The sequence below is a fragment of the Nonomuraea glycinis genome (assembly GCF_014646515.1).
GTDB lineage: Bacteria > Actinomycetota > Actinomycetes > Streptosporangiales > Streptosporangiaceae > Nonomuraea > Nonomuraea glycinis.
Genome location: NZ_BMNK01000012.1, coordinates 54,869 through 69,375, shown reverse-complemented (window position 1 = coordinate 69,375; position 14,507 = coordinate 54,869). Strand labels below are relative to the sequence as shown.

The 14,507-nt window shown below is 69.3% G+C and carries 13 protein-coding genes; 5 read left to right on the top strand and 8 right to left on the bottom strand.

Annotated elements, in window-relative coordinates:
- Positions 1 to 94 precede the first annotated feature (94 nt).
- From IEY87_RS29475 to serB, 3 genes are all read left to right on the top strand, one after another.
- Positions 95 to 751 carry an SDR family NAD(P)-dependent oxidoreductase gene (locus IEY87_RS29475; RefSeq protein ID WP_189142083.1) on the top strand — a complete coding sequence of 219 codons (657 nt, stop codon included), beginning with the start codon at positions 95 to 97 and terminating at the stop codon, positions 749 to 751.
- Positions 748 to 1,758, top strand: a complete 1,011-nt coding sequence (locus IEY87_RS29470) for an S-adenosylmethionine:tRNA ribosyltransferase-isomerase (protein WP_189142082.1) — start codon at positions 748 to 750, stop codon at positions 1,756 to 1,758. The genes IEY87_RS29475 and IEY87_RS29470 overlap by 4 nt, the downstream gene beginning before the upstream one ends.
- A 61-nt stretch (positions 1,759 to 1,819) precedes the next feature.
- Positions 1,820 to 3,040, top strand: coding sequence for a phosphoserine phosphatase SerB (serB, locus tag IEY87_RS29465; protein WP_225277395.1), 1,221 nt, complete (start codon positions 1,820 to 1,822; stop codon positions 3,038 to 3,040).
- A 3-nt stretch (positions 3,041 to 3,043) separates the two neighbouring features.
- Here serB and IEY87_RS29460 read toward each other — a convergent pair whose 3' ends face one another.
- The 4 genes from IEY87_RS29460 to IEY87_RS29445 all read right to left on the bottom strand — a co-directional run bounded on the left by IEY87_RS29460 (position 3,044) and on the right by IEY87_RS29445 (position 7,313).
- Positions 3,044 to 3,511 carry a SixA phosphatase family protein gene (locus tag IEY87_RS29460; RefSeq protein WP_225277396.1) on the bottom strand — a complete coding sequence of 156 codons (468 nt, stop codon included), beginning with the start codon at positions 3,509 to 3,511 and terminating at the stop codon, positions 3,044 to 3,046.
- A 215-nt stretch (positions 3,512 to 3,726) separates the two neighbouring features.
- The gene (locus IEY87_RS29455) at positions 3,727 to 6,012 is read right to left on the bottom strand and encodes a sodium-translocating pyrophosphatase (protein ID WP_189142080.1); all 2,286 of its coding nucleotides are present in this window, start codon (positions 6,010 to 6,012) and stop codon (positions 3,727 to 3,729) included.
- Between the two features lie 523 nt (positions 6,013 to 6,535).
- Complete coding sequence (locus tag IEY87_RS29450; protein ID WP_189142079.1) at positions 6,536 to 6,961, bottom strand: ATP-binding protein; 426 nt, start codon at positions 6,959 to 6,961, stop codon at positions 6,536 to 6,538.
- A gap of 1 nt (position 6,962) precedes the next feature.
- On the bottom strand, positions 6,963 to 7,313 hold the full coding sequence (locus IEY87_RS29445; protein ID WP_101786510.1) for an STAS domain-containing protein: 351 nt from the start codon (positions 7,311 to 7,313) through the stop codon (positions 6,963 to 6,965).
- A 408-nt stretch (positions 7,314 to 7,721) separates the two neighbouring features.
- Between IEY87_RS29445 and IEY87_RS29440 the strand changes: the two genes are divergently transcribed.
- Positions 7,722 to 10,160, top strand: a complete 2,439-nt coding sequence (locus tag IEY87_RS29440; RefSeq protein WP_229699404.1) for a DEAD/DEAH box helicase — start codon at positions 7,722 to 7,724, stop codon at positions 10,158 to 10,160.
- A gap of 571 nt (positions 10,161 to 10,731) precedes the next feature.
- Positions 10,732 to 11,670, top strand: a complete 939-nt coding sequence (locus IEY87_RS29435) for a nucleotidyltransferase domain-containing protein (protein WP_225277397.1) — start codon at positions 10,732 to 10,734, stop codon at positions 11,668 to 11,670.
- Between the two features lie 232 nt (positions 11,671 to 11,902).
- On the opposite strand, the gene IEY87_RS29430 is transcribed toward IEY87_RS29435, so the two are convergent.
- From IEY87_RS29430 to IEY87_RS46025, 4 genes are all read right to left on the bottom strand, one after another.
- On the bottom strand, positions 11,903 to 12,268 hold the full coding sequence (locus tag IEY87_RS29430; protein WP_225277447.1) for an Rv3654c family TadE-like protein: 366 nt from the start codon (positions 12,266 to 12,268) through the stop codon (positions 11,903 to 11,905).
- Between the two features lie 220 nt (positions 12,269 to 12,488).
- Positions 12,489 to 12,869 carry a TadE family type IV pilus minor pilin gene (locus IEY87_RS47035; protein WP_308112961.1) on the bottom strand — a complete coding sequence of 127 codons (381 nt, stop codon included), beginning with the start codon at positions 12,867 to 12,869 and terminating at the stop codon, positions 12,489 to 12,491.
- Entirely contained in the window at positions 12,866 to 13,279 is a 414-nt protein-coding gene (locus IEY87_RS47030; protein ID WP_189142076.1) for a DUF4244 domain-containing protein, read from the bottom strand. Before IEY87_RS47030 ends, IEY87_RS47035 begins: the two co-directional genes overlap by 4 nt.
- 404 nt (positions 13,280 to 13,683) lie before the next feature.
- Positions 13,684 to 14,205 carry a type II secretion system F family protein gene (locus tag IEY87_RS46025; RefSeq protein WP_225277398.1) on the bottom strand — a complete coding sequence of 174 codons (522 nt, stop codon included), beginning with the start codon at positions 14,203 to 14,205 and terminating at the stop codon, positions 13,684 to 13,686.
- Positions 14,206 to 14,507: the final 302 nt, after the last annotated feature.

The window sequence follows — 14,507 nt, the reverse complement described above, 5'->3', positions numbered from 1 at the left end:
GCGCCCAGGCTTCTGGTCCTAGGACGATGGGCCCAGGCCTGGCCGGACCTTGCGCCCGATGTGCGGGTGACGGCCGATTTCTAGCGTTGCGTACATGACGAACACCGCACTCATCACCGGCGCCTCCCGCGGGCTCGGCCTGGCTCTGGCCAGGTCACTGGCGGAGGCAGGCTGGCACCTCGTGCTCACCGCCCGTGGCGCGGCCGACCTGGAGAAGGCCGCGGCCGAGCTGGGCGCCACCGCGATCCCCGGCGACGTGACCGACCCCGGGCACGTGGCCCGGCTCTCCGGCGCCGTACCCGAGCTGGACCTGCTGGTCAACAACGCGAGCGGGCTGGGCGTGACCCCGCTGCCGCCGCTGGCGGGCTACCCGCTGGAGCCGTTCAGGGAGCTGCTGGAGACCAATGTGACCGCCCCGCTGGCGCTCATCCAGGCCACGCTGCCCGCGCTGCGCGCCCGTCGCGGCGCGATCGTGAACATCACTTCCGACGCCGCGAACGGCGCCTACGAGGGCTGGGGCGGGTACGGGGCGACCAAGGCCGCGTTGGAGCAGTTGTCGAACGTGCTGGCAGCCGAGGAGCCCGACGTCGCCGTCTGGTGGGCCGACCCCGGCGAGATGAACACCCGCATGCTGGCCGACGCGGTCGGCGAGCAGGAGGCCGCCGCCGCCACCGACCCCGCCAAGGTCGCCGCCACCCTGCACGACCTGGTCCGCTCCAGGCCCGCCAGCGGCCGAGTGAGCCTGCAATGACCGCCGCCCTGGATTTCGCGCTGCCCCCCGCGCTGTCCGCGCACGAGCCGCCGGAGGCCAGGGGGCTCGCCCGCGACGCGGTCCGCATGCTCGTCTCCGACGGAGACCGTGAGCCGGCGCACCACCGCTTCACCGACCTGCCCCGCCTGCTCTCCCCCGGCGACCTGGTCGTCGTCAACAACTCGGCGACGCTCCCCGCCGCCGTCCGGCTGGACCGGCTCGCGGTGCACTTCTCCACCGCGCGGGAGGACGGCACCTGGCTGGTCGAGCTGCGCCGCCGTACGTCCACCGCGAGTGAGCCGTACGGCGGCTGTGAGCCGGGCGAGTGGCTGCCGATGCCAGGACGGGCGACGCTGCGGCTGCTCGGGCGGGAGACGCCGCGCCTGTGGCGGGCCGAGCTGGACCGGGATGTGCAGGCGTACCTGCGCGAGCACGGACGGCCGATCCGCTACTCCTACGTGGACCGGGACTGGCCGATCGAGGCGTACCAGACCGTGTTCGCCACGGTGCCGGGCAGCGCCGAGATGCCCAGCGCGGGCCGGCCGTTCTCCGCGGAGCTGGTGACGGCCCTGGTGGCGCGGGGCATCGGGATAGCGCCGATCACCCTGCACACGGGGGTGGCCTCGCCGGAGAAGGACGAGCCGCCCTACGCCGAGCGCTACGAGGTGCCCGAGGCCACCGCCCGCCAGGTCAACCTGGCCAGGCACGGCGGCGCCAGGGTGGTGGCGGCGGGCACGACCGTGGTGCGGGCGCTGGAGACGGTCGTCGACGGCGACGGCCAGGTGACGGCGTCAGCCGGCTGGACCACCCGCGTCATCACCCCCGAGGCGGGCGTACAGGTGGTCACCGGGCTGATCACCGGCCTGCACGAGCCGCGCTCCAGCCACCTGCTGATGCTGAGCGCGATAGCCGGGCGACCGGCGCTGCGCCTGGCCTACGAGGCGGCCCTGCGGGAGGGCTACCTGTGGCACGAGTTCGGCGACACACACCTCATCATGAGCGGCTGATCTGTCGGAAAGCCGTACCTGCTACGCGAGCACCGACATGGGCGCAGTACCGTGGCTGAATGTGGACCAGCGTACCCTCCTGATCACTCTGACCGGCCCTGACCGGCCAGGCGTCACCTCGCGCCTGTTCTCCGTCCTGTCCGGCTTTCCCGTGACCGTCTCTGACATCGAGCAGGTCGTCATCCGTGGCCGCCTCACGCTCGGCGTGCTCGTCACCTACTCCGGCGGCCCTTCCACCGGCACCGGCAGCACGCTGGGCGCCATGTGGACCGCCGTGGAGCGCGTCGCCGAGGACCTCGGGATGGAGGTGGAGCTCTCCACCGGATCCCAGACCAGGGAGCACCGCCGCCGGGGTCGCCTCTCGGTGAGCGTCCTGGGCGCCACCCTGCAGCCGGCGGCCATCGCCGGCATCGCCGGGCGGATCTCCGCCGCCGGCGCCAACATCGACCGCATCGAACGCCTCGCCCAGTGGCCCGTCACCTGCATCGAGCTGTCGGTCTCCGGCGCCAACCCCGACCAGCTCAGGATCGACCTGGCCGCCGAGGCCGCCGCCCAGCAGGTCGACGTGGCCGTACAACGCACCGGACTGTCGCGGCGGGCCAAGCGGCTCATCGTGATGGACGTCGACTCCACGCTCATCCAGGGCGAGGTCATCGAGCTGCTGGCGGCCCACGCGGGCTGCCTCGAAGAGGTCGCCCGGGTGACCGAGGAGGCCATGCGCGGCGAGCTCGACTTCGCCGAGTCGCTGCGCCGCCGCGTCGCCCTGCTCGAAGGGCTGCCCGCCGAGGTCTTCGAGCTGGTACGCAAGGAGGTCGTGCTCACTCCCGGCGCCCGCACGCTGGTGCGTACCCTCAAGCGGCTCGACTTCCGCTTCGCCATCGTCAGCGGCGGTTTCACCCAGATCACCGACGCCCTGGTGGACGACCTGGGCATCGACTACTCCGCCGCGAACGTCCTGGAGGTCGTGGACGGCAAGCTGACCGGCCGGGTGGTGGGCGAGATCGTCGACCGGCCGGGCAAGGCCAAGGCGCTGGAGCGCTTCGCGCGCGAGGCCGGGCTGCCGATCAGCCAGACCGTGGCGATCGGCGACGGCGCCAACGACCTCGACATGATCGCCGCGGCCGGGCTGGGCATCGCGTTCAACGCCAAGCCCGTCGTGCGGCAGGCCGCCGACACTGCCGTCAACACGCCATACCTCGACTCGATCCTCTATCTGCTGGGCATCTCCAGAGCCGAGGTGGAGGCCGCCGACGCCGAGGACGGCCTGCTGTCCTCGCGCTGAGTCTCAGTGCTCCTTGGGGTTCCAGTGGGTGACCAGGCTGCCGTCTCCCGGCGAGAGGTCCGCCCACTCGGACTCCGTCCGGATCACCGCGAACGCGCCCGGCGGGAAGGCGAAGTCTCCGCCGGTCAGCGACAGGGCCAGGTCCAGCACGCCCGGATTGTGACCGCACAGCACCACGGTCCGCCGCTCCGGCCCGGCCTGGCGCACCAGCTCCAGGAGCTCCTCGAGGACGCCCTGATAGATGAGGCCCTGATGGTCGGTCTCGACGCCGGGCAGGGCGAGCTGGGCGGTGCGCCTGGTTCGCCGTGCCGTCGAGCACAGCACCAGGTCCGGCTCCAGCCCCAGGCCGCGGATCTCCGCACCGGCCCGTTCGGCGTCCTGCTCACCGCGATCGGTCAGTTTCCGGTCGTGGTCGGTCACGTCGGTCGTGTGGGCCGCCTTGGCATGGCGAAGCACGATCAGAGTACGCATCGCGTTCATCCTCTCGACGCCCACAGGGCGAGTCCGACGAGCACCGCCAGGATGGTCAACATCGCGAGCAGGATCATGGCCAGCGTTTTTCCACCGGAGGGCGGCTTGTCTTCCATCCGCCCAGTTTCGCACCGTGACCATCCGCCCGGCCAACACCCCCCGAGACGGCGCGACGCCCGCTCCAGTCGTACGTGGAGCGGGCGTCGCCAGGCAGGTCAGGAGGCCACAGGCTCCGACTTCCTGTCGTTGTCGTTGTTGATCGGCTCGACATTGACCGAACGGCGCTTGGACACGATGATCGCGCCCACGACCACGCCGACCGCCAGCACCGTGATGCCGATGCGCACCGCCGGGTTGCTCGCGTAGAGCACCACCGAGGGCGCCACCAGCAGCGCGACCAGGTTCATCACCTTGATCAGCGGGTTGATGGCCGGACCCGCGGTGTCCTTGAAGGGGTCGCCGACCGTGTCGCCGATGACCGTGGCGGCATGCGCCTCGGAGCCCTTCCCGCCGTGGTGGCCGTCCTCGACCAGCTTCTTGGCGTTGTCCCAGGCACCGCCGGAGTTGGACAGGAAGACGGCCATCAGGGTGCCGCACGCGATGGCGCCCGCCAGGAAGGCGCCCAGCGGCGCGTAACCCAGCGCGAACCCGACCGCGATCGGCGTCAGGACCGCCAGCAGGCCGGGCGTGGCCAGCTCGCGCAGCGAGTCCTTGGTGCAGATGTCCACCACCCGGCCGTAGTCCGGCTTGACCGTGCCGTCCATGATGCCGGGGTTGTTGCGGAACTGGTCGCGTACCTCGAAGACCACCCGCATCGCGGCCCGCCCGACCGCCGAGATGGCCAGGCCGGAGAAGAGGAACACCACCGCCGCGCCGATGATCAGACCGACCAGCACGTTGGGCGCGTCCACGCTGAGGCTGAACACCGACCCCGCCGGCAGCTCGCCCTCCACCGCGGTCCTGAAGGCGCCGAACAACGCCGTCGCCGCGAGCACCGCGGTGGCGATCGCGATGCCCTTGGTGATGGCCTTGGTGGTGTTGCCGACGGCGTCGAGGCTGGTGAGCACCTGGGCGCCCTCGCCCTCGACGTCGCCGGACATCTCCGCGATGCCCTGCGCGTTGTCGGAGACCGGCCCGAAGGTGTCCATCGAGACGATGACGCCGACCGTCGTGAGCAGGCCGGTGCCCGCCAGCGCGACCGCGAACAGCGCGACCGTCACGTTGCCGAAGCCGAGCAGGAAGGCGCCGTAGACCGCGCCGCCGATGATCAGCGCCGAGTAGACGGCCGACTCCAGGCCGACGCTGATGCCGGCCAGGATGACGGTCGCCGCGCCGGTGCGCGAGCTCTCGCCGATCTCCCGTACGGGACGCCTGGTGGTCTCGGTGAAGTAGCCGGTCAGCAGCTGGATGGCGCTGGCCAGGACCAGGCCGATGAGCACCGCGCCGATCGCGATGATCCGCGGGTCGGCGTCGGACTGCACGGCCGAGCCGGACAGCTCGCTGAAGCTGCTGGGGAGGTACCAGAACGTCGCCGCCGCGACCAGGACCGCGGAGATCGCGGCCGAGATGAAGAAGCTGCGGTTGATGGCGGCCATGCCGTTGCGGTCGCCGTCGCGCATGCGGGTGACGAAGATGCCGATGATCGCGGTGATGACGCCGATCATCGGGACGATGAGCGGGAAGATCAGGCCTTCCTCGCCGAAGGCGACCCGGCCCAGGATGAGGCTGGCGACCAGCATGACCGCGTACGACTCGAACAGGTCGGCCGCCATGCCGGCGCAGTCTCCGACGTTGTCGCCCACGTTGTCGGCGATGGTCGCCGCGTTGCGCGGGTCGTCCTCGGGGATGCCCTGCTCGACCTTGCCGACCAGGTCGGCGCCGACGTCGGCGGCCTTGGTGAAGATGCCGCCGCCGACTCGCATGAACATCGCCAGCAGCGCCGCTCCGAAGCCGAAGCCTTCGAGCACGCCCGGCGCGTCACCCTGGTAGATGAAGACGACCACCGCCGCGCCCAGCAGGCCCAGGCCGACGGTGAACATGCCGGCCACGCCGCCGGTGCGGAAGGCGATGCGCATGGCGAGCTTCTCGCCCGACTCACGGGCGGCGGCGGCGACGCGGACGTTGCCACGCACGGCCAGCCACATGCCGATGAACCCGGTCAGGGCGGAGAACACCGCGCCGACCACGAAGAAGATCGAGCGGCCGACGCGTACGTCGAGCTCGCCTGGTAGCAGAAGCAGCAGGAACGGGATGATCACGACAAAGATCGCCAGTGTCCGGAACTGCCGCGTAAGATAGGCGGCGGCCCCTTCCTGCACGGCACGGGCGATGTTCTGCATGCGTTCCGTGCCCTGGTCGGCGGCCAGCACCTCACGCACCAGGCCGCCGGCGACGGCTAGTGCGAGCAGTGCGACCGCGGCGACCACGATCACGATGGTGAGGTTGTTCGAGCTCAGGGCCAGATTGGACGCTGGCTCCAGTGCCAGCACGTGGCTATACATCGTTCTCCTCGGCAAGACCGGTCGTCCTGCCCGGGTGGCGCTGCAAGGTTCGGCTGGGCGGTGCGGCACCATCCGGGTTGTGGGTGCCGCTTCCGGTTGAATCCGCGGTTTCGCCAGATCACCTTGGCCGGTGCCGGGAGTCTACGCAGGGGATTCTCAGATATGAAGGCTCTGAGGGCGGGGAATTGTGCGCCCGTCCGGTAAGCGCCTGACAGCAGGGCGTTTTGGTATCTGACATGCGATATTTCCCCCGCTTTACGGCCGTGACTGCGCGGAAAAAAGTGCCGCCCGAAACCCGTCGGCGCGTCGCCCGCACATGGCGAGACCGGAGCCTTCGCAAGAATCTTGGAAGACTCCGGTCTCACGGCACACAGGCACGTCCGGTGGCATCCGCCACCCGCGCGCCGCGCCGCACACCTGCCTGAAACGCCCTGAACGCCTCCGTACGGCGCTACGCGGCCGTGCGGTGCCGAAGATGTCCTTAACGCCGGCCCGTAGGCTTTCAGGAGCCTCTGGAACGCTCCTAGCTCGGGTGGCCGTTGGCGGCGGGCCAGCTCATGCGGATGCGCATGCCCTTGGGACTGGGAAAGACCTCCACGTCGTCGGCCAGGCCCGCGATCACGGCGATGCCGAAACCGGACATGAACGAGTCCGAGAGCATGCCCAGGTCAAGGGGTTGCTCCTGCTTGATCTCATCGCTGGGCGCCTGGTCACTGACCGTGACCTCGAACCGCCCCGAGTCGTCCTTGAGCTCGATGCGAATGGGCTCGCCCGGGCAGTGTGCGCGATGCGCCTCAACCGCCCGGGAGCACGCCTCACCCACGGCGAGCCGGACCTCGTCCAGCAGGGACTCCTCCACGCCGGTGCGGCGGGCTATCGCCGTCGCCACCAACCGGGCGGTCCGCACGTGGGCGGGAAGAGCGCTGAACATCAGCTCGACGGTAGCCATGCTACTTGTCTTTGCCGTGAGCTTCCTTGGCTTCGTCGACCGAAGCGTAGATCCCGAAGACCTTGGTCAGCCCGGTGATCCGGAAGATCTTGAGGATGCGCTCCTGGGTGCACACCAGCTCCAGGGAGCCGTCGTGCGCACGAACTCGCTTTAGCCCACCGACCAGGACACCAAGACCCGTCGAGTCCAGGAAGTCCACCTTCTCCATGTTGACGAGCAGGTGGAAATTGCCCTTGTTCACCAGATCGATGAGGAGCTCACGCAATCTCGGCGCCGTGTAGACATCGATCTCACCTTCGACCTCCACGATGGTGAGTCCGTCTTCGGTGCGGTGATCCAACTTCAGATCCACAGATCCTCCAGCGCCTCGCCTGCGAAACTACCCTTGCGGGCCTGGCACTCTGGAGCGGGGCTCCCGACTGCCGGACCCTGACGCGCGGCATTCAACCACGCGTCCGGCTTGTGTCTACACGAAATCACGATTCCCGACGACTTTGCCCACGGACGCAGACTGGAAACAGTGACTTCCACCGCATCCTCCCCACACCGAACGGGTCCACTCCTCCACCACCTGCTCGGAGTTCCCGCACGTCACGAGCGTGTCACCCATGTGGAGCATGTTCCAGCACGTCAGGCAGGTCAAGCCAGATGGCCGGATTGGGCTCCAGAACTGCTGGTTACGCGCTCGGCGAACCACGGCGTCACGGGGCTGTGGCCCCACCAGTACGAGGCCGCCGACCTGGCCTATCGTGGCCGAAACGTGATCATTTCCACGGGCACGGCCTCGGGGAAGTCGCTCGCCTACCTCACCCCGGCGATCGCCTCCTGTCTCGACGGCGGCACCGTTCTTTACCTCACGCCGACCAAAGCCCTGGCCGCCGACCAGCTCCGCGGCATCCGTGACCTGCGCATCACCCAGGTGCGGGCCGCCTGCTTCGACGGTGACACGCAGTACGAGGAGCGCACCTGGGTCCGCAAGCACGCCAACTACGTCCTGACCAACCCCGACATGCTGCACCGCGGCATCCTGCCCCGGCACGCGCAGTGGTCGGCGTTCTTCCGGCGGCTGAGCCTCGTGGTCGTCGACGAGTGCCACGGCTACCGCGGCGTGTTCGGCTCCCACGTGGCCCAGATCCTGCGCCGCCTGCGCCGCGTCTGCGCCCGCTACGGCACGCAGCCCACGTTCCTGCTCGCCTCGGCCACCGCCAGCGAGCCCGGCACGTTCGCCAAGCGGCTCACCGGGCTTGAGATGGCCGAGGTGACGACGGACGCCTCGCCGAAGGGTTCGACGACCGTCGCGCTCTGGGAGCCGCCCCTGACGGAGCTGCGCGGCGAAGGAGGGGCGCCGGTGCGGCGCACGGCCACCGCCGAGGCGGCTGACCTGCTGGCGGACCTGGTGCTGGCGGAGGTCCGCACCCTCGCCTTCGTCCGCTCCCGCCGCGGCGCCGAAACGGTGGCCCTCACCGCCCGCGCCAAACTCGCCGACATCGCCTTCTCCCTGTCCACCCACCCCAGCACGGTCACCCCCCACCCCAACCCCGCCTCCTCCGCAGCCACCCATCCCAACTCGGGCCTGGCCCCCTCCGGCCAGCCCGATGGCGGAAATCCCCTGACCGAACACCCTGACCCCGGCCTTTTCGCAGCCGACCGTCCCCATTCGGGGCTGTCCCTTTCGGACTCATCCGGTGCGGCAGAAGCGTCGGCAAAGCATCCCGATTCGGGTCTGGCCGGCTTCGGCGAGTCCCGCGCGGGCGAACCCCTCCCAGGGGAGCGCGAGCCCCTCGTTGAGGTGGGCGAACCCCACTCGGGGGTGGGCGGGTCCGCGAGTCTTCAGGGCGAGGGGGGTCCGGCGTGGGCGCTGCCGGAGGGCTCCGATCTGCCCGACAAGGTCGCGGCCTATCGGGCCGGATATCTGGCCGAGGACCGCAGGGTTCTGGAGAAGGCGTTGCGTTCGGGCACGCTCATGGGCTTGGCCACCACCAACGCGCTGGAGCTCGGCGTGGACGTGTCCGGCCTGGACGCCGTACTGATCGCCGGCTGGCCGGGCACCCGCGCCTCCCTCTGGCAGCAGGCCGGCCGGGCGGGCCGCGACGGCCAGGACGCGCTGGCCGTGCTCATCGCCCGGGACGACCCTTTGGACACCTACCTGGTCCATCACCCCGAGGCCCTGTTCGGCCAGCCCGTCGAGGCGATCGTCCTGGACCCCGACAACCCGTACGTCCTCGGTCCCCACTTGTGCGCCGCCGCCGCAGAGATCCCCCTGACGGAGGAGGACCTGCCCACTTTCGGCAACGCCGCGGCCGCCGTACTCGACACCCTCGTCACCGACGGCCTGCTGCGCCGGCGCCCGGCCGGATGGTTCTGGACCAGGCGCGAGCGCGCCACCGACCTGGCCGACATCCGGGGCGGCGGCGGCGCGCCGATCCAGGTCGTGGAGTCCTCGACCGGCCGCCTGCTGGGCAGCGTCGACGAGCCGTCCGCACACACGATGGTCCACACCGGCGCCGTCTACATCCACCAGGGCGAAACGTTCCTGGTGGAGCTTCTCGACCTAGAAGCCGGCGTGGCCCTGGTATCCAGCGCCCAGCCCGACTACTCCACCTTCGCCCGCGACATCACCGACATTTCTGTCCTTTCCACCCTCCGTTCCCACTCCTTGGGACCCGGCACCCTGCACTTCGGCGAGGTCGAGGTCACCAGGCAGGTCGTCTCCTACCTCAAACGCCGCCTCCAATCAGGCGAGACACTCGGCGACGAGCCCCTGGACCTACCGCCCCGCACCCTGCGCACCCGCGCCGTCTGGTGGACCCTGCCGGCCTCCGAGGTGGCCGCGCTGGCCGAGGACGGCTTCGACCTCGGCGGCGCCGCCCACGCCGCCGAACACGCCGCCATCGGCCTCCTGCCCCTGTTCGCCACGTGCGACCGCTGGGACATCGGCGGCGTCTCCACCGAGCTCCACGCCGACACGGGCCTGCTCACCGTGTTCGTCTACGACGGCCACGAGGGCGGCGCCGGCTTCGCCGAACGCGGCTACGCCCGCGCCACCGACTGGCTCACCGCCACCCGCCAGGCGATCGCCTCCTGCGAATGCGAACGCGGCTGCCCCTCCTGCATCCAGTCCCCCAAGTGCGGCAACGGCAACGAACCCCTGGACAAACGCGGCGCCCTCCGCCTCCTAGCCACCCTCCTCGACCCCTGACCGCACCCTGCTCAAGAATCACCACACCACCCTCACAACCACAGCCTCCCCGCCCACCTGCCCGCCCGCCTGCCCGCCCGCCTTGCCCTGCCCTGCCCTGCATGCCCTGCCTCCCCGCCCACCTGCCCGCCCGCCTGCCCGCCCGCCTTGCCCTGCCCTGCCCTGCATGCCCTGCCTCCCCGCCCACCTGCCCGCCCGCCTGCCCGCCCGACTTGTCCTGCCCTGCCCTGCATGCCCTGCCTACCTGCCCGCTTGCCCGCCCTTCCTCCGCCTGCCCGCCCGCCTTGCCCTGCCCTGCCTACCTGCCCGCTTACCCGCCCTTCCTCCGCTTGCCCGCTTGCCCGCCTATCGCCAAGACCCGAGCTAGCGGTAGCCGACCAGGTATTGTCACCTCGCACACGTACAGATGTCATGAAGTTGGCCGAAAGTCTCTGAACGGGAGTCTGCTGGGCATCACAGAGGCGTTCCGGCCGTCATAAAAGGCCTCAGCGGACAGGTGTTGGTCAGCTGGTCCATAGTGGTCGTGTCTGCCGGGGTGCCACGTATCAGCGCTTCTGGCCTCATATTCCACATGTCGGCGGCCTCGCCGGACCGACGGTGTCGATACCGCGCAGAGCTGTCCGCCAGGAGGACGCAGCAGAACTGGCTTACGAATCCGGGCTGGCCGGACGGCATGGTACGTCCGAAGACTTTGTTCGTATCGAAAAGGAACGCTATGGACGCTCTTTTCCTGCACGAAAAATTCCTCAGCGACGCGCTTCCTCGGGTTCAGCAAGATCCGAGAGTGGCCGGTGTTGCCGTCGCGGGGTCGATCGCGAGGGGACACCCCGATGTGTACTCCGATGTCGATCTCATCGTGGTCATCGACGACGAGGCGTTCGACTCGGTCATGAAGGAGCGTCTTGAGCTGATCGGCTCATGGACCGCCCTGGTGGCGGGTTTCACCGGGGAGCACGTCGGCGAACCCCGCCTGATTATCACACTTGTCGGGCCGGCCCTCCTCCACGTCGACTTCAAGTTCGTGCGGGCCTCCGACTTCGCCGAGCGCGTCGAAGACCCGGACATCCTGTGGGACCGAGACGGCAACCTGGCCGCCTGTCTGGCGGAGCATCCGCCGGCGGACCCGTCGCTCGACCTCCAGTGGATCGAGGACCGATTCTGGGTCTGGGTGCACTACGGCGCGACGAAACTCGGCCGCGGCGAACTGTTCGAGGTCATCGGCTTCCTCGGCTACCTGCGCGAGGCCGTGCTGGGTCCGCTGGCCGCTCGGCGGGTGGGTGCGTCACCGCGCGGCGTCCGCCACCTCGAATCCATCGCACCGGACGAGGCGCGCGCCCTTCAAGGAACCCTCTGCGGTTACGACCGGCACGACGCCGGTCAGGCCCTGCTCGCCTGCGTCGAGCTCTACCGGCAGTGGCTCGACGACACCGAAGCGGTGATCGAACCCCGTCACCACGCCGAAAAGCTCGCCGTACAGTACCTCCACGACGTCATCGATCAGGCGAGCTGACCAAGCCGCCCCACCGCCCACCGTCTGCGGGACACCGCTCCGCAGGAGGCATCCGAGGCGCCGCGGCTGACGCCGCTCCTGTCCGCAGGGCTTCACTCGAAGATGCCCTCGGCCAGGACATCCTTCGCCCGGCCTCAGCGAGCAAAGCCTTTGCCAGCAGGCTCTAAGCGGGGTAGACGTAAGGGGCCTTACGGGCGGGCAGGAAAGGAGAGCGCTTCGGTGATTTGCTGGGTTAGGGGTGTTCCTGACGGGCTGGTCCTGCTCTTGATCTGCCAGTCAGGGTGCGTGTGCCCAGACCGGGGAGTGAGAACTTCACCGTTGTCCAGACATCTGCGACTTCACCGGTGATCGTGCAGTTGGACAGCTCGACACCGTTCTCCTCAGCGATGGCCGCCGCATGGGCGCAGGCTGACTTCGGGTCGATGATGGCGAGTTTGGCCGCCGCCAGGGCACTCAGGTCGGCGGCATCGTTCAAGCGGTGACGGGCAACGCGTACGGAACCCACCATGGCGAGGGCCGTGGCCACCGCCATGAGGAGACCCATGAGGGCGACGGCCCACAGCGTGGCCGATCCTCTGTCACTGCGTCTGGCAGACATTTTCACTCTCATGTTGGGCTCTGATCCGCTGCGACAAGAGGATCGATCCAGTTGGTGGCAAGGTGCCCGGTGCCGGTCGCGGGAAAGGCACCTGATCAGGGCTACGAACGCCGACGCACGAACCGAATGCCGGCCCCGCCCGCAGGCAAGGGCCGGGAAACACGGGGTTGCAGTGCCGACGCTGCCTGCCGCCGAGGTCGGGGCGGGTGTCGACGGTGAGTCAGGGCTCGGTGGCGGCGGTCGCGGATGCGGTGACTTGGACTGCGGGGAGTGCCGGGCCCCAAGGGGGTCGTACTTCGACGGAGATTTCGATTCTTGTCTGCTCTGAGTTTCGGCTTACGTTGACCTGGGCTTCGTGGCCGGTGGCTACGCGGACGAGGGTGCGGACCTCGTCCAAGGGCTCGCCTCTGGCCGCTGCTCGTGCTGCGACTCGCGCCGCGTCGACGCACTCCAGTTGGACCGCTACCGCCTGGATGGCCCATAGCGCGGCTGCCAGGACCACCACGAGCGCAGGCAGCATCGCGGCGGTCTCCGCTGTCACGGAGCCTCGTGATGTCGAGCGTCCGGTCGTCCTTGGTATCGCTGTCGGGTGGGCGGTCATCCGTTGAGCTTGAGTGCGCGGTCTATGAGCGCCGAGAGCATCTCGGTCACCTCGGGGCTGTTGACGATTTTGAAAAGCAGCGCGGCGAATGCGCAGGCCGCGATCGTGCCTACGGCGTATTCCGCTGTGGACATACCGCGATCACCATGGGCACCCGTGATACGGGCTCGCCTGTCGGACCACCAGTGTCGGCAGTGGGCGCTCAGGCGCTGGCTCCGGACCTTCAAGCTGCGTGCCTGGGAGGATCGCGAGGTGTCTGCTGCGGCGCTGGTCTCGTCCAGGCTGGCGGTCTTGTTCCGGCTGGCGGCTTCCTTTCGGGTGAGGACTTTCTCCGGGCTGACGGCTTCCTTCGGGCTGAACTCATTGTTCCCGGTGAGCTCATTGTTCGGGCTGATGGCGCAGTCAGGCATGGGTGTCTCCCAGTGCTCGTTGCCGGTCAAGGGGAGGTGACCGGCGAGGGAGTTCCAGGCTCGCGGAAGACGGCCTTGAGCCAGCGGGCCGAGCGTCGTTCTGTGGATAACGACGGAAGGAGGAGCGAGGCTGTGGACAACTAACTCAGGGTCCACGTCGTCTGTTCCGCGCACGTTCAGCCGGAACAATCCGAGTGATCAGCGTCAAAGGGCCGCAGCGCGGAGGAACACCTCGGCGAACGTCCGTATCCGCTGCGACTCCCGCGCGAAAGCCTCCACTAACGCGCCGCAGACGGCGATGAGCGCAGTTAATGCCGTTTGCGGAGTCTGAAAGTGAACAGCGGGACAAGCAGGTCGTTCGCGGCGTCCGGTTCTCCGAGGTTGTCAGAGAGCGGGGTGGCTGCTCAGGGGAGGACGATGGCGGATGCGAGGCCTGCGACCACGGGGATGATGCCGAGCAGGACGAAGGCCGGGAGGAAGCAGAGGCCCAGGGGGGCCACCGCCTTGACGCCTACGCTGCGTGCTGCCGCCACCGAGGCGGCTCGGGTGGCGTCGCGGGCGTCGTCCGCCAGGCGGGTCAGCACGTCCGCGACGGGTGCGCCGCTTTGGGCTGCTCGGCTCATCGCTCGGGAGAGTGGGGCCATGGCGGGTTCGCGGGCGAGGAACGCCCAGGTGGGTTCCGGGTCGGCACCGAGGCGTAGTTGGGCGCTTACCCAGCTCAAACGGTCCCCCAGTGGGCCTGCTATCGCCGTTGCGGATGCTTGGGTGGCGGCGGTCACCGGCTGGCCGGCGAGGAGGCAGGCGGCCATGAGGTCGACGGCGAAGGGGAGGTCGGCGGCGATCCGGCGGCGGTCTCGCTGGAGCTCTGGCGGGTCTCGCTTGTGGAGGATGGCCGCCACCACGGGTGCGAGGAGCAGGGCCGCCACGACACCCGCGACACCACCGATGAGCAGGCCGACGACGAGTCCCGTGCAGGTGGCGGGGATGAGTGTACGGCTGGTCAGTCGGCGTGCCAGCGGCTCGTCGAGCCAGGTGGGGAGAGGCGGATCTGCGGAATCAGGGCGGATGCTCCTGGATTGACCGTCGTCCGTGCTCAGCCGGATATGCGAGGGCGGTGCGTCGGAGTTGAGCCCTCCCCTGCGGAGCCCTGCCTCGTGAAACCCGGCTCCGAAAGAGCCAGTTCTGAGAGAGCCGGCGCTTGGAGAACCGGCGCTCGGAGAACCGGTGC